Raw genomic sequence first — 16059 nt, 5'->3', positions numbered from 1 at the left:
TGACATTAGTCATCGTGGCAATTTAAAATGCCGAAAAATAAGTTGTTTGAAAATTACGTCAAATAAGGTGGCTTTTTATAAGGATATTCCATATAATGAGAGTAATTAAAATAAGAACGGGGTGATGTATTATGGCGAAAATAACTTATATGAATAATAAACCAAATACAAAGGTGGATGGAAAGGGCGATATTCAGTAAGGTAGCGCGCAATCCTTCCACTTAGTTTAAACTAGGGAGGATATTCATTTGAATCAAAATATTTTAGAATCGTTCGGCTGGGATTCTTTTTTTGAAGAACAAGCTGTAGAGAACTTTGAAGTAGGTCGTATTTTACTTGAGCACAAGCATATATATCGCATAATTTGTAACGATGGTGAATATATGGCAGAACTGTCTGGAAAGTTTCGTCATGAAGCGTTAACGAAGGGAGATTACCCAGCAGTTGGTGATTGGGTATATATAAAGAAAATAGAGAATGAAAAGAAAGCGACTATTCATCGTGTTTTTCTGCGAAGAAGCTCCTTTTCAAGACAAGAAGCTGGTAATCGAACGGAAGAACAGATTATAGCAGCAAATGTAGATTATCTATTTTTAGTAAATGCACTTAACCATGATTTTAACGTAAGAAGAATGGAGCGTTATTTATTATTAGCGTATGAAAGTGGTGCAATGCCTGTTATTGTTTTAACAAAAAGTAGTTTATGTGAAGATGTGGAACAAAAAATTGTAGAAACGGAAGCTGTTGCAATTGGTGTTCCTATTTTCGTCGTTGATAGTTTAGAGAATGCAGGCATTGATTCGTTGAAACAATTCGTTTCTCCAGGAAAAACAATTGCTTTAGTAGGATCATCAGGGGTAGGGAAATCTACTTTGTTAAATGCGCTAATAGGAATTGATGTAGCGAAAACGGGAGATATACGTGAGGAAGACAGTAAAGGGAGGCATACGACAACTCATCGTGAGTTGTTCCAACTACCTAGTGGGGGCTTAGTCATTGATACGCCTGGCATGAGGGAGTTGCAGCTTTGGGAAGGAAGCGATGCAATTCAAACAACATTTTCTGATATTGAAGAACTAGCAAACACATGCCGTTTCCGGGATTGTAAACATGCGAATGAACCAGGGTGCGCAGTGCATAATGCAATTGATGATGGACGTATTACGATAGATCGTTTGCAAAGCTATAAAAAATTGCAAAGAGAACTGGCGTATTTTATAAGAAAACAAGATGCTATTCTTGCAAGAGCAGAACGTGATAAGTGGAAGAAGATTTCTAAACAGCATAAAAAATTGTGAAAAACCAAAGGGTGCCCCTTTGGTTTTTTTTGTATGTAAATTTTATAATAATATTATCTGTATATATGGACAAAGAGAAATTAATTGTTTAAACTTTACAAAGTATTCATCATAATAGGTTATGAAAATAGTAATTAGGGAATAGGGGAAATTCACAATTAACACAATTTAAATATTGAAAAGTAGGAGGAGCAGAATGGGTAAACTATTAAATTGGTTTCGTGATATGAAAGTAGCAAAAAAGCTATTAATTTCATTTTTTGTAATTTTAATCGCAGCAGTCTCTATTATTGGGGGCATGTCTTATCAAACAGCTAAAAAGAATTTTGAATCGCAAATTACGAGAAGTGCTCAGGACAACATAAAAATATTAGATAATTTAATCAATCAAATGATTGAAGAAAAATTTAATGATGTAAATAATTTTGCACGCATGATTCAAAGTAATATGTATCAGGGAGATAATCAAGATGAATTAAGGAAAATATTATCTCAATATATTAATTTGAATAAAGATGTTGAACAAGTATATGTTGCCGGAAATGATAAGAAATTTGTGCAAGAACCAAATATACAAATGGCAGCAGACTATGACCCAACAGAGCGTTCTTGGTATAAAGATGCAGTTGCAAAACAAGGTGGTATTGTTATTACTGAGCCGTATAAGGCAAAAGGAAATGGACATATTGTCGTAACAATTGCAAAACAAACAGAGGATAAAAACGGTGTTGTTGCATTAGATTTAAGCTTAGATAATTTATTAAAAACAACAAAATTAATCAATATTGGTAAAAAAGGATATGCTTTCATTTTAGATGGAAAACAAAAAATAATCGCTCATCCTCAAGAAAACTCTGGAGATAAAGCGGCGGATTCTTGGGCAAAGAAAATTTATGAAGATAATCACGGTGCATTTTCATATTCTTATGGCGATAGTGAAAAGAAAATGGTATTTGCTACAAATGTAAAAACAGGTTGGAAAATCGGTGGGACGATGTACTCTAATGAAGTAATTGAAGCTGCTCAGCCTGTATTATATAATATGTTAATTGTTATGCTGATTGCATTAGTAGTAGGGGGAACACTTATTTATTTTGTGACACTTTCTATTACGAATCCTTTAAAGAGATTAGTTGTCACTTCTAAAGAAATAAGTGAAGGAGATTTAACACAAACAATTGAAATTCATTCTAATGATGAAATTGGTCAACTTGCAAAAGGATTTAATGAGATGACAGATGCATTGCGAACGTTAATTGGAAGGATTAACACTTCGGCTGGGCATGTTGCAGCAGCATCAGAAGAGCTAACTGCAAGTGTAAGACAAGCAAGTGAAGCGACTGAACAAATTACAATGGCCATGGATGAAATATCAAGTGGGGCAACGACACAAACAACAAGCGTAGAAAAGGGTGCTATGTTACTGTTTGATGTAACAGAAGGGATTCAGCTTGTAGCAAATAGTTCAACATCTATTAATACATCTTCTACTCATACTCGTGAAAAAGCAGAAGATGGTGGGAAACTAGTAGGAAAAACAGTAAATCAAATGCAGTATATTGCAGAATCTGTATCACAATCAGATGCAGTTATACAGTTATTAAATAATAAATCAAAGCAAATTGGTGACATATTAGAAGTAATCCAAAATATTGCAGATCAAACAAATCTTCTAGCTTTAAATGCGGCAATTGAAGCTGCAAGAGCTGGTGAGCATGGAAGAGGATTTGCAATCGTTGCAGATGAAGTACGCAAATTGGCAGAGCAGTCTAGTGTATCTTCCAGTGAAATTAGTAAATTGATATGTGAAATTCAAGATGACATGAGTAAGACAGTAAAATCTATGAATCATGTAAACGAAGAAGTTCAATCTGGACTTGTTATCGCAAATGAAACAAAGCAAAACTTTGCTGAGATTTTACAATCTACAAATGAAATTGCTGATCAAATTAAAACGATGGTTGAAACGGCAAATGGGATGTCAAATGGTGCAAATGAAGTATCTATTTCTGTAGGTCAAATTGCAATGACAGCACAGAATAATGCGACGAGTACACAAAATGTTGCGGCTTCAGCTGAAGAACAATTAGCTTCGATGGAGGAGATTGGTTCTGCAGCGGGCACATTATCTCAAATGGCTGAAGAGTTACAAGTATTAATTGAAAGATTTAAAGTTTAACAGAGAACAGACTGTCTCCCAAAATAGCAGTATGCTATTGAGATAGTCTGTTTTATTATGTAAAATCAAATGGAGATGGAGAGTATCTCTATGATATTTAAAGGTGTATTTTGTATAATGTTTGTCGAAAAATAGAGGTATTTGTTAACTTTGTGTATAATTATAATCATATAGAATACAAATAAAGGAGATTGTTATGGGAGTGTATTGGGGGACAAAAAGACATTCTTGGCTTAGTTATGTCTCATTTTGGTTAAGTATTTCATTTTTTATTGTTTTTCTAATTGAAGTGTTTATATTAAAATCACTTTCGAATAGCTCAGTGCAAATTGTTAAATATTTTTATTTTATACTTGTTCCAGTAAACATTCTTCTTAGTTTAAAGTTATTATTTAAGAGGAATGAAAAAAAAGTATTACCTATTTTTAGTTTCATTGTATCGTTATTATTTACAATCTTAATAATAGTATTAGCATTAGCTGCTACAGGGAAATTCTTTTAAGAAGAGTGATATAAATCACTCTTCTTTTCTTTTTTATTTGTGGCGGTCTTACTATCAAGGAAAAGATGGTCTATAAGCCAATAAAAAATGGGGGAGCAGAATTTTCATGCACTAAAGGTTAACGATATTTGAAACCTTTAGGAAAATATGGGTAATATACATAATGATGAGGATAGAATTAGGTGTTTTGTGTAGGTTGACGAAGCAAATGAATACGGTAAGAACGTTGATATATGGTACAATACATATGGATAGTGATAGAGATAAAGGGTATATAAAATACTCATCGTTTTTTAGTAAGAGAGGGGTTATCTTATGCTATACGAGGATTTGATGACATTATTTCAAGCAGCTCCAAAGGAAGAAGCTAGAGGCGGCTGGAAATATATAATCCAGGAACAAAATGATAAATATGAAATTGTTGATGAAATGTTGAAAAATGAAATGAGCGTTGAATTGTATTTTAATGAATATGATGAGGTGAAAATCACTTTATATAAAGATGGAATTCCTATTTCTACTATGCAAAGAATTGCGATTTCAAAAGTTGAATTAGACGAAGATGAAGAAGGCATTCAATTCGTTTTAGAGCGTATGCCTAGTCGAATGATTCGGTTGCAATTAAAGCCACATTTAGCATTGGAAATGGGGCCGTATTGGGAAGTATGTGATGATTGTGAATGAACATAAAAAAGCATCCAATAACATGGCTGCTTTTTTATGTTTTTTGAAGTTGTTTAAAAGCAATGATTGGAAGTAAGATGATGCTTACCCATCCGATTATAGGATATAGAATATGGAGTAATTCACTGTAACCGATGTAACTAAAGCAATAACTAATTAATAAAATGAAAATAATAATATTATTATTTTTCCATCCAGTGATAGATTGCATTTGTTTTGTCATTCCGAACACATTGCCAACTAAAGTTGTGAACACTTCACCGAAAATGATAAGAACAAAGAAAAAGTGAAAAGTTGCATTGAATTTTCTTATGACTTCAGCCATCGGGATGTTATATTGATAAAATTGGTCGACTGATAAGATAGCTAAATGGCTGCATAATAAAATTAAAGAAAGTCCTGCACCACCTAAAATACCGCCCCATAAAATGGCCTTTCGATCTTTTACTTCACTGGCTAATGGGACGAGAACGCTTTGGGCGAGAGAAAGGTTTAAGGCGACATATGTAATAGGACTAGTAATCCACTTCATATTCCAGCTTTCTGCGGGAATAGTGTTACTAATAGGAGTTGTACTGTGAAAAAAGGTTGTAATAGCAAGTCCGATAATAAAAATCATCATAATAGGTACGACAAGTGTATTTACTTCAAAAACCCCTTGTAATCCGCGGCTACCTATAATGAGACAGGCAATCACTGTAATGAAAATACCAAGTTGTCTAGGTAACCGAAGTTGCTCTTCAAATACCGCTCCAGCACCTGATAACATAACGCTCGTTACACCAAATAATACGAGTAATAATAGAGTATTTACAACATTTCCGAATACATCCCCAAATAAATATTTGTTAAATTCTTGAGCTGAAAAAGCACCGATTTGTGATGAGAGTAACATCATCTTCGTGCCGAGCCAAATAAAAAAAAATCCACTTATACATATGCCAATCGTTCCATATAATCCGTTCACTGTAAAAAACTCAACAATTTCTCGTCCAGTAGCAAATCCAGCTCCAACGACAGTTCCGATATAAGTAGCAGCAACTTTCTTTGCTACTTGCCATTGTTGATTGTCCATATAACCCCTCTTTCTACTATGATGAGCTTGACTTACTATTATGCATATGTACGAGCTAGGCTAATTAGACATATGAAGTAGTTGAAAAAGTACATGAATTAAATGACATTAGGGAAATATTATAGGTGTTAAAACTTTGTTACATATGAGCCGTTCGTTCGAAAGGATAGGAAAAGTATGGTAAAATGTAATAGGATTATTAAAAGATAAGAGGAGTGGATTGTATGAGTACGAAAACAAATGTTGTTGAAGTATTAAACAAGCAGGTAGCGAACTGGAATGTGTTATATGTGAAACTACATAATTATCACTGGTATGTGACAGGACCACACTTCTTTACATTACATGAGAAATTTGAAGAGTTTTATAATGAAGCCGGAACGTATATTGATGAGTTAGCAGAACGTATTTTAGCGTTAGAAGGTAAACCGTTAGCGACAATGAAAGAATATCTTGCTACATCTAGTGTCAGCGAAGGGACAAGCAAAGAATCAGCAGAAGAAATGGTGCAAACATTAGTGAATGATTACTCTGCACTTATTCAAGAATTAAAAGAAGGTATGGAAGTTGCTGGTGAAGCAGGTGATGAAACATCAGCTGATATGCTATTAGCAATTCATACGACATTAGAACAGCATGTGTGGATGCTAAGTGCATTCTTAAAATAACGATAAATATATAAAGAAAAAACCATTTAAAAATTCTTTTAATGGTTTTTTCTTTTATGATTTTTCAGTTTTCTTTTATGCTATAATATAGTAAAAAGGAGGCGATGCAATGTTTCGTTTTTTCAGAACTGGAAAAGAAGAGCGGGAAATTACGAAAGATGAACTAGAACAAGCGATGGCCAAATTTCTAGAAACGAATGCTAATATCGTTTATACAGTATTAGTAAATGATGATTATACAGTAAACTATGATTTGTTAAAGCCGTATTTACCCGTATTTCCAACAAATGTTTTTCTTATTACGAAGGAAACGCTTGAGGTATTTGAACATACAGAAGAAAACTTAAACCTAGTTAAAGAAATTGATATCGTACAAAAGGCGGTAGATCAATACGTAACAGAAAAAGAAATGTTCCCAATTGTTGAAGATAGCGAAGATCGCCTCATATGCGGAGTTAAACTAGGGCCTTATTTAAATCGTATATTAAAAAGAGACTTATATATTTCAGAAAAACATTATTTAGTTTCAAGTAAGCCAGATAGAAAAAAACAAAAGAGCGGATAGATATAATGAAAACAACAATAAATATATTGTTGTCTTTTTTTTCTTTTAAAATATTGATTTTTCAGTTTATTTAACTTTATACTAAACATATTGGACTAGGAGAAGTAATTATTAAGTAGCGCTCTGAGGATAAAGTATTGTTAGCGTGAGTTATATACAACGACCACACAATGGGATAGAAGTTCGATAAATAAAGAGTATAAAGTGAAACTTTAATCAGTGGGGGGATTGTCCATCCCCCACTGATTATTAGCCTTCATCAATCGGGATTTTACGGGTAGCTCGCCCCCTACCTAACTTCTTCGCTTTCGCTGAATTTTGAGGTGGGGGTCTTACTGCCCGTTAATGCGGGATAAAAAGTTTTGGGGGAATTACAATATGAAAAATAGTATGAGTTATATTCAGTTATTAAATGAAACGTTACGTTGTTATACAAATGAAGGAAGTTTTGAAGCATACACTTATATAATGGAACATGCTACAGATGTAGTAGGTAATGAGGCACAAATATATAATTTTAAGTATGCGCTCGCAAGTGCAGCAGGACTAGAAAAAGAAGCATTACATTTAATGAGAGAGGCCATTATAGACAATGGGTTTTGGTATGAAAATGAGTATTTAATTTCCGACGATGATTTAAAACCACTACATAAATTTGAAGAATTCCATACAATGGTTCAATTATGTAAAGAAAGAGAAGAATTAGCAAAGCAAACGGAACGAGCAGACGTGAAATATGTAGACAGCAAGAAAAAGGAGAATCTATTCATTGCAATGCACGGTGATCAAGAAAATATAGGAATAATAGAACCATATTGGAAATCTGTTTTGACACAAGATTATACGTTAGCTTTACCACAGTCTTCGCAAATTCAGTTTTCAGATGGGTTTGTTTGGGATGATATAGAGAGAGGGAGAGGAGAATTAAAAGAGCACTACAATAAATTTATAGAGAAGCATTCAGTAGAAAATGTAATAATTGGTGGTTTTTCTGCTGGGGCAAGAGTAGCTTTATATACCATTTTACAAAAAGATATAGCAGTGGATGGTTTTATTTTTATGGCACCGTGGCTTCCGGAGATTGAAGAATGGAATGAGTTGTTGGGAGTATTGCAAGATAAACATATAAAGGGATATATAGTATGCGGTGATCAAGATGAAGATTGTTTCGAATGTACACAGCAATTTGTACAATTATTAAGGGATAACAATATAGAGCATAAGTATAAAGTTGTACCTAACTTAAATCATGATTATCCTAATCATTTTGATGAATTATTAAGAGAAGCTATTGAATATATAGAAAGCGATAACAATAAGTAGTAAGAAAGGGAGATGCATCGTAGGTGATGTATCTCCCTTTTACTATTATAAATTAAAAGCATTTGCTAGTAAGCGATAAGATTGTAATTTATGTTCAAATTGATGAGTAATCGTGACAATCATAAATTCATCAGTATTGTACGCTTTACTTAAGTTTACTATTTGTTCTTTCACAGAAGACGGATTACCGATGATCATACGTTGGCGATTTTCTTTAATGCGGAATAAATCATAAGCACTGTATGAATAATTTTGAGCAGTCTCGATAGAAGGGGTACCAGTCGTTCGTTTTCCTTGCTCTAGTAATAAGATTGATAAATCTAAACTAGAAGCAATTCTTTCCGCTTCCTCATTTGTTTCTCCGCATATAACAAAAATAGCGACAATTGATTTTGGTTTATCTCCTAAATAGGAAGGTTGGAATTGTTCTTGATAAGCCCTCATAACTTCCGGACCTCCGAAGCCATTAATAAATTGTGCAAATGCAAAAGAGGCTCCATTGTTTGCTGCGATTTTAGCACTTTCTCCGCTAGAACCAAGCATCCACATTTCAGGAGATGTTGGAATAACTGGAGTAGCCTTTAAATTTGCATAATGATGATTTTCTGGTACTTGATCATGTAAGTACATTGCAACATCTGCAATTTGCTCTGGGTATTGATCAAGCGAGACCATTTTTCCCTCTTGAAGTGCGCGAGTTGCTATGGGCATACCACCAGGTGCTCTACCAACACCGAGGTCGATACGATTTGGATAAAGAGCTTCTAAAACGCGGAAATTCTCCGCAACTTTATATGGGCTATAATGCGGTAACATAACACCACCCGAACCAACTCTAATATGCTCCGTTTTCGCTGCAATATGAGAAATAAGTATTTCTGGGCTTGAACCAGCTAGGCTAACAGAATTATGGTGTTCGGATACCCAAAAACGTGTAAACCCGAGTTTTTCAACTTCTTGTGCAAGCGTAACTGTATGTGAAAAAGCTTGGGCTGCTGTGCTACCATCTGAAATAGGTGATTGATCTAACACACTTAATTTGATCATAGAATATACCTCTCAATCTTAATGTACATCCTATTATATATTTACTTACGAAAAATGCGTAATGAAATGCTCAAAGTCAACTACCCCCACTGAGATAAAACGTTTCAGTGGGGGGCTTGAGTTTGAATGCTAGGTCTTTTCGTCTATCACTAGACAGTTGACGCTCTAGCATTCATGCCACCTGACGGTAACACCCCAAGTATGTTTTTCGTTGGTACTGGCAACGAACGATTGTTTTCCCACTTGCACCGCCCTTTCGAAAAAGAGCGGTTCTTCCTTATGGAAGAAGCCACCACTCAGATGAATCCGGCGTGTGCTACAAGCCCCGACAAGTCGAGTACACATGGATGGTTGACGCACCCACTAAGCTATGCGCAAAGCAACAGCCTTACGTTTTTGTACTTCTAATAGAATCGGCGTTTTCACTTTAAGATTCTCTTCCAATTCTACAACTTTTGATTTTTCCAATGTATTCAATGCACCATTAATATCAGCGTGAATACATTTCCCTGATTTACTTTGGTACAGGCCACGCGTGATTCGTTTGCCACTAAAGCGATAATGCGTCTTATCATTCTTAGACCAAACTGGAACCCTATCTTTATCCAGAAAACTAGCTTTAGAAGTATAGCTTTCTTCTTGTTTTAAAAATCGTATACCTTCTTTTATGCATTTATTCTCAATTGCCGCAAGCAGTTTATGAAACGGGATTTGAACAAACTTTTGATTATTCTTTTTTCCCATATCAGATTTTTGTTTCCAACCAGTGTTATACCCTACGACAATCGTATCTATATCGAATTCTTTCACTTTTTTGAACAACAGGCCTACCGTTTGTGAAATGTAACCATTTATTTGTCGTTCTCGTTTATGCCATAATTCAGCCATTTTGTTCGTTACAACGCGTTTTGAAAGTCCATTTTCCACATTTTTTAGTTGTAGATTACGTATCATTTTGTTGAAGTATCGGTTAATAGATTTCAATTTTTTTCCATTAATTAAGAAGGCATCACCTGTATTTGCCACGCAACTTACTAATCTATCTACACCTAAATCGCAACTCAAAGCGTTACTCGTAGTCGTGGATGGTTTCTTCATTTGAGAAACGTGCATCTCATATGTGTAATGCACCTCAAAGAACCGACCTTTTTGCTTCGGTACAATCTCAATGTAGGAGATTTTTTTGTTTCTTAAATTTTTTGGCATACGTATTTTAATGGAACCGAATTTTTTTCTGAATGCAACACTCATCGGAATGATCCAATATCCGTTCCCATCCACTTTTGGCACTTGATAGATTTCAATAATTCTTTTGTCAGTGGAACGAGAATAATTCGGAAACTTAGGACGACCTGTGAACTTTTCAGGATTTTTCTTCCACTGTTCCAACGCTTTAAAAAAGCTCTTCACTTCTGTAAATAAGGCTCTACGAATCGCTTGAACAGAGTTTGATTGAACACCCCAGTAGTTTATATCGGCTTGCATAGCAGTATCCACTTCTTTTACAGTAGCCATCCTGTTATTGTTCAAATAACTTTGTTTCATCGTGTACAATCCAACATTTCGCAACACTTTTGAACTATGCGACATACGCTGCAGTAAACGAAATTCTTTAGCTGTGAGGCAAGCTCGTCCGATATTCTGTTTCTGCGTGAATCGTTGCATAGTTTCTCTTTTCTTTTGTTTCCGTAATACTTTCACTGCTTTCTTTCTAGCCATTGTTTTCACCACCTTTCTCAAAGAGTTCATTACAATTCTTTCTTAGGAAAGAAAAAATTTTGTAATTGTTAATTACTTTTGACAAATCAATATTTGGAACGGAACAAAATGTGAACATGGTCTTCATCGTAATTCCTTTTGGTTCAAGTATCCAAATGATTATGATTATCATTATCTAATTTCGTTGTCCTACGATATATTCCCTCCTTATCTAGGGCAGGTTATATCGTAAGACAAAAGAAACAAAATTGTTTCGTCTACCTGCTGACGGCAATTCATCTCCACCTGAATTGTTGGGCTTCACCCGTAACACAAATCAGATGAAGTCTTCTTGCCGAAAAGGATAGAAATTGGATACATTCTATATTCACTTTTAACGAGAGAACCCTCGCTCATAATGATTCATTTCGACTAGGTTTAAAATATATTCATAGTTGTCAATTTCACGTCTAATCTGTTCACGTTCTTTTGCAGATAGTTTCATATTGCTAAGTTTTTTACATAAATTTTGTTTCTTTAATTCTAAATGCTTTTTTGTAGCATGGTAGTCGTAAGTATGTTTCATTTTTAACCACTCCTTTTTTGCAGTTGCTATATTATACGAAGCATGAAGAAAGGTGAGAGTTATTCCTTATGTACTTTTAGTGAATATTTCAATTGCTACGGTGTTATGTTTATGGAGATTTATGAATAAAATGCACTAAACCACTAATGCCCATTTGGTGAAATGAGGGGTGGAATTGTGCAGAAAGATATAATGTATAACACTGCGATGGATGAAATGTTACAAGTTATAAATAAGGGATTGAAGAAGACGGCACGTCCGAAACAAATTATTGTAGTAGGGGCTGGTATGGCTGGATTAGTTTCAGCATCTTTATTAAAGGCTGCAGGACATGAAGTGAAGATTTTTGAAGCAAACAACCGGGTAGGTGGCCGTATTGAGACGGTTAGAATGGAAGATACCGGATTATATTTAGATGTTGGAGCGATGAGAATTCCGTATGCACACACTTTAACGATGGTATATATAAAAAAGTTTGGGCTACAGGTGAGCCCTTTTATTAATAGGAATGAGACAGATATCATTTACGTAAATGGTCGGAAAACGACATTACAACAATATGAAAAAGATCCAAGTATATTAAAGTATCCTGTGGAAATGAATGTAGTGGGGAAAACGTCTGAGGAACTACTATTGTTAGCGGTACAGCCCATTATAAATTTTATAAAAAAGAACCCAGAGAAAAATTGGGATGTTGTAGTAAAGGATTTTGGGAGATACTCTACAGGACAATTTTTAAAGTATTATCCTTATCAATATAATACGTACTTTTCGCCAGTAACGATTGAAATGATTGGTGTTCTATTAGATTTAGAAGGATTTTTGGAAAGGTCATTCGTAGAGACGTTACGTTTTTTGTATATTATGCAAGAAGAAAGCGGATTTTGTGAAATAGTAGGTGGGAATGATAGATTACCAAAGTCTTTTTTGCCACAATTAAAAGAAAATATTATATATAATCAAAAACTCATGAAGCTACATCAACACGATAATGGAGTGACAGCTTTCTATCGGGACGAGGAAACTTTTGAATATAGTAGTATAACAGGAGATTTAGTTATTGTTACCATTCCGTTTTCGACGATGCGTTTTGTGGAAGTAGATCCATTTGATTCTATATCTCATGAAAAATGGAAAGCAATTCGTGAATTACATTATATGCCTGCGACGAAAATAGGAATTCAATTTAAAAGTCGATTTTGGGAGGAACAGGGGCAATTAGGTGGCAGAATTATAACAGATTTGCCAATTCGTTACGCCTATTATCCAAGCCATGGAATTGGAGAGAAAGGACCTGCTATGATGTTAGGAAGTTATACATGGTCTTATGATGCATTGTTATGGGATGGGTTATCAAAGGGTGATCGAATTTATTACACATTACAAAACTTAGCAACGATATTAGGTGGTCAAGTATATGATGAGTTCTTGTCTGGAATATCAAAAAGTTGGACATTAGATCCATATGCACTTGGAGGATTTGCTCTTTTTCAAGCTGGTCAAGAATCTGAATTACAGCCAGTCATTGTAAAACCAGAGGGAAGAATATACTTTGCCGGCGATCATACAACGTTATATCACGGATGGATACAAGGTGCGATTGAATCTGGAGTTCGTGTTGCAGTAGAGGTGAATGAACAAAACGTTTAAAATTCAGAAATTTCTTTACTGTATAATTTGAGATGGATAGTATTATATATACAAAAGAATTATAGGGAGTGTTGACAGTGAATCCGTTATTATTTGATTTTCCTTCTGAATTTTATACTGAAAGGCTATTTATTCGAATGCCGAAACCAGGTGACGGTAAAGTGGTATATGATGCAATTCAAGCTTCAATGCAAGAATTAAAACCTTGGATGGTTTTTGCACAAAAAGAGCAAACAGCGGAAGAAATAGAAGAGAGTATTAGAAAATCACATATTCAATTTTTGCAGCGTGAGGATTTGAGATTGTTAGTTTTTTCGAAAGAAACAGGTGAATTTATTGCATCTAGCGGATTACATCGTATTAACTGGGATATACCTCAATTTGAAATCGGGTATTGGATTGATTCAAGGTTTAGTGGAAAGGGCTATATGGTAGAGGCTGCGAAAGGTATAACAGATTACGCTTTTTCTGAACTAAAAGCAAACCGCGTAGAAATTCGTTGTGATTCTCTAAATAAGAAGAGTAGAGCGATACCAGAGAAATTAGGCTTTAAATTAGAGGGTATTTTAGAAAGTGCCAGTGTTACGGTAGATAGCAACGGATTAAGGGATATGTGTGTGTTTGCAATGACGAGAAATACATATGAAAAAGAAGAGCTGTAAAAAAACAGCTCTTCTTTTTTATATTATGGTACGGGATGACCGTTAGAGCTTTCGAAAATTGTAAACCATTGTTGGCGATCTAAATTAACTTTTGTTGCCATCGCAGCCGTTTTTACTCGATCCAATTTGCCAGAGCCAACGATTGGCATCATATTAGCTGGATGAGCGAGTAACCATGCGTACATAACAGTATCGATGCTATTAACACCTAGCTCAGTTGCAACTTTTTGTAGAGTTTCACGTACACGTACGGTGCGTTCTGATTGACCAGTAAAGTTTTCTCCACCAGCAAGAGGTGACCAAATCATTGGATTGATTCGTTTTTCTTGGCATAAATCAATTGTCCCTTTTTCAAAGTGCTCAAGCTGCATCGCAGATACTTCAATTTGATTTGTAATAAGCGGGAAATCTAAATATGAACTCAACATATTAAATTGTGAAGGTAAAAAGTTAGATACACCGAAGTGACGAACCTTTCCTTCTTGTTTTAAGCGTGAGAACGCTTCTGCCACTTCATTCGGATCCATAAATGGATCAGGGCGATGAATGAGCAATACATCAATATAATCTGTATGTAAGTTTTGCAATGAATCCTCCGCGCTTTTTATAATATGTTCAGTACTTGTATTGTAGTGCGCAACATATCGCTCTGGAAATTTTGGTGATGGGGGAGCGATTCCACATTTTGTGATAATTTGCATGTTTTCGCGTAAGGAAGGCTTTAGTTGTAACGCTTCTCCAAATATTCCTTCACACGTATATCCGCCATAAATGTCAGCGTGATCGAAAGTAGTAATCCCCATATCCATACATTCTTCAATAAAAGAAAGTAATTCTTGTTTCGTCATATTCCATTCTGCTAAACGCCAAAAACCTTGAATAATACGAGAAAATTCTAGAGTTTCGGCCATGTGAACTCGTTCCATTATAAGTACCCCCTTGATGAATGATTATTATTTTGAAAAGGCTTTCTTACTACGTATTATTATATAGTTTGAGGTGCGTACAAACAATAAATATGTTTTGCTACAAAAACGATTTTCTCTATATGCTATAATGTAAAAACATATAGCTAGAAGGAGAGGACGAAATGATTCCAGTAACAATATTAACTGGTTTTCTTGGATCAGGGAAAACGACATTATTAAATCGTATTTTATCAGAGAATCACGGCCAGAAATTAGCGGTGATTGTAAATGAAATAGGGCAAATTGGTATTGATAATCAGTTGATTATGAATGTTGAAGAAGAAATTATGGAGATGACAAACGGCTGTTTATGCTGTACTGTACGTGAAGATTTACTTGTTGCGTTAAAACAATTACTGGACGTAAAAGCAGAAGGGAAAATGGACTTTGATGGCTTAGTAATTGAAACGACAGGTCTTGCAAATCCAGGTCCGATTATTCAAACATTCTTTTTAGATCCTGTTATTCAATCTGCATACCAAATTAACGGTGTTGTAACAGTAGTAGATAGTTATCATATACATAAACATTTTGAAAAAGGTCTAGAAGCAAAGGAACAAATTGCATTTGCTGATGTTGTATTAATGAATAAATTAGATTTAATTGAAGAGAGTGAAAAAGACAATCTTCTGCAGGAACTTCAAGGAATTAACCCAACTGCAAAGTTAATCGAGGCGACTAACTGTGAGGTGGATATTCCATCGTTACTACAAATTCAAACGTTTAAAACGAAAGATACGTTACAAATTTACCCTCATAAAGAACATAATCATCTGGAAGGTGTAAAATCATTTGTATTACGTGAAGAGCGTCCGTTAGATTTACAAAAACTGAATGAGTGGATGTCAGCTGTCGTTCAAGAGCTAGGTGAATATTTATATCGTTACAAAGGAATTTTATCGATTGATGGAGTAGATAAACGCATCGTTTTCCAAGGTGTACATACACTGTTTGCTGCTTCGTACGATAGAGAGTGGCAAGAAGGCGAAGAGCGAGTAAGTGAAGTCGTTTTCATCGGTAAAGATATTAATAAAGAATGGTTCCAAGAACATTTTGAGGAGTGTGTGAAATAAGTCTGCGTATATTGCAGACTTATTTTTTGGGCTTAACTAAGTACTTTGTAGAAAAATGCTAGATTGCAAAAAAACGAAGGA

At 34.8% G+C, this 16059-nt stretch carries 15 protein-coding genes and 1 pseudogene; 10 read left to right on the top strand and 6 right to left on the bottom strand.

Annotated elements, in window-relative coordinates; all coding sequences use genetic code 11:
- The first annotated feature begins 248 nt into the window (after positions 1 to 248).
- The 4 genes from rsgA (at position 249) to COC96_RS02910 (ending at position 4663) form a co-directional block, all read left to right on the top strand.
- Positions 249 to 1298 (top strand): ribosome small subunit-dependent GTPase A, encoded by a 1050-nt coding sequence (rsgA, locus tag COC96_RS02930; protein WP_098768262.1) that lies wholly within the window; start codon positions 249 to 251, stop codon positions 1296 to 1298.
- A gap of 196 nt (positions 1299 to 1494) precedes the next feature.
- Entirely contained in the window at positions 1495 to 3477 is a 1983-nt protein-coding gene (locus COC96_RS02925; RefSeq protein WP_098768261.1) for a HAMP domain-containing methyl-accepting chemotaxis protein, read from the top strand.
- Between the two features lie 196 nt (positions 3478 to 3673).
- Positions 3674 to 3979, top strand: coding sequence for a hypothetical protein (locus COC96_RS02915; protein WP_098267681.1), 306 nt, complete (start codon positions 3674 to 3676; stop codon positions 3977 to 3979).
- 315 nt (positions 3980 to 4294) lie between these two features.
- On the top strand, positions 4295 to 4663 hold the full coding sequence (locus COC96_RS02910; protein WP_088230534.1) for a DUF3979 family protein: 369 nt from the start codon (positions 4295 to 4297) through the stop codon (positions 4661 to 4663).
- Positions 4664 to 4697: 34 nt separating this feature from the next.
- Here the strand turns inward: COC96_RS02910 and COC96_RS02905 are convergent, their stop codons facing one another.
- Positions 4698 to 5738 (bottom strand): YkvI family membrane protein, encoded by a 1041-nt coding sequence (locus COC96_RS02905; protein ID WP_088230533.1) that lies wholly within the window; start codon positions 5736 to 5738, stop codon positions 4698 to 4700.
- A gap of 224 nt (positions 5739 to 5962) precedes the next feature.
- Between COC96_RS02905 and COC96_RS02900 the strand changes: the two genes are divergently transcribed.
- From COC96_RS02900 to COC96_RS02890, 3 genes are all read left to right on the top strand, one after another.
- Positions 5963 to 6406: a Dps family protein gene (locus COC96_RS02900; protein WP_000105199.1), complete on the top strand. Its 444-nt coding sequence runs from the start codon at positions 5963 to 5965 to the stop codon at positions 6404 to 6406.
- A 109-nt stretch (positions 6407 to 6515) separates the two neighbouring features.
- Positions 6516 to 6971, top strand: coding sequence for a DUF3939 domain-containing protein (locus COC96_RS02895; protein WP_098267680.1), 456 nt, complete (start codon positions 6516 to 6518; stop codon positions 6969 to 6971).
- 378 nt (positions 6972 to 7349) lie between these two features.
- Positions 7350 to 8294, top strand: a complete 945-nt coding sequence (locus tag COC96_RS02890) for an alpha/beta hydrolase (protein ID WP_098267679.1) — start codon at positions 7350 to 7352, stop codon at positions 8292 to 8294.
- 45 nt (positions 8295 to 8339) lie between these two features.
- On the opposite strand, the gene COC96_RS02885 is transcribed toward COC96_RS02890, so the two are convergent.
- The 4 genes and pseudogenes from COC96_RS02885 to COC96_RS02860 all read right to left on the bottom strand — a co-directional run bounded on the left by COC96_RS02885 (position 8340) and on the right by COC96_RS02860 (position 11625).
- On the bottom strand, positions 8340 to 9341 hold the full coding sequence (locus tag COC96_RS02885; protein ID WP_098267678.1) for an LLM class flavin-dependent oxidoreductase: 1002 nt from the start codon (positions 9339 to 9341) through the stop codon (positions 8340 to 8342).
- A gap of 363 nt (positions 9342 to 9704) precedes the next feature.
- Positions 9705 to 11060: an RNA-guided endonuclease TnpB family protein gene (locus COC96_RS02875; protein ID WP_098267677.1), complete on the bottom strand. Its 1356-nt coding sequence runs from the start codon at positions 11058 to 11060 to the stop codon at positions 9705 to 9707.
- Between the two features lie 49 nt (positions 11061 to 11109).
- Positions 11110 to 11194 (bottom strand): annotated as a pseudogene (locus COC96_RS28660) (transposase); the annotation flags it as partial.
- Between the two features lie 239 nt (positions 11195 to 11433).
- Positions 11434 to 11625 (bottom strand): DUF3896 family protein, encoded by a 192-nt coding sequence (locus COC96_RS02860; RefSeq protein ID WP_098267675.1) that lies wholly within the window; start codon positions 11623 to 11625, stop codon positions 11434 to 11436.
- A 177-nt stretch (positions 11626 to 11802) separates the two neighbouring features.
- Between COC96_RS02860 and COC96_RS02855 the strand changes: the two genes are divergently transcribed.
- Both COC96_RS02855 and COC96_RS02850 read left to right on the top strand, forming a co-directional pair.
- Entirely contained in the window at positions 11803 to 13275 is a 1473-nt protein-coding gene (locus COC96_RS02855) for a flavin monoamine oxidase family protein (protein ID WP_098267674.1), read from the top strand.
- A 77-nt stretch (positions 13276 to 13352) separates the two neighbouring features.
- The gene (locus COC96_RS02850; protein ID WP_098267673.1) at positions 13353 to 13937 is read left to right on the top strand and encodes a GNAT family N-acetyltransferase; all 585 of its coding nucleotides are present in this window, start codon (positions 13353 to 13355) and stop codon (positions 13935 to 13937) included.
- A 23-nt stretch (positions 13938 to 13960) separates the two neighbouring features.
- On the opposite strand, the gene COC96_RS02845 is transcribed toward COC96_RS02850, so the two are convergent.
- A complete protein-coding gene (locus COC96_RS02845; protein ID WP_098768260.1) occupies positions 13961 to 14863 on the bottom strand; it encodes an aldo/keto reductase in 903 nt (300 codons plus the stop codon).
- Positions 14864 to 15027: 164 nt separating this feature from the next.
- On the opposite strand from COC96_RS02845, the gene COC96_RS02840 reads away from it, so the two are divergent.
- Complete coding sequence (locus COC96_RS02840; protein ID WP_098267671.1) at positions 15028 to 15978, top strand: CobW family GTP-binding protein; 951 nt, start codon at positions 15028 to 15030, stop codon at positions 15976 to 15978.
- Positions 15979 to 16059: the final 81 nt, after the last annotated feature.

Source organism: Bacillus cereus, from assembly GCF_002577405.1.
Lineage (GTDB): Bacteria > Bacillota > Bacilli > Bacillales > Bacillaceae_G > Bacillus_A > Bacillus_A cereus_AU.
This window is presented reverse-complemented; position numbering and strand designations above follow the sequence as displayed.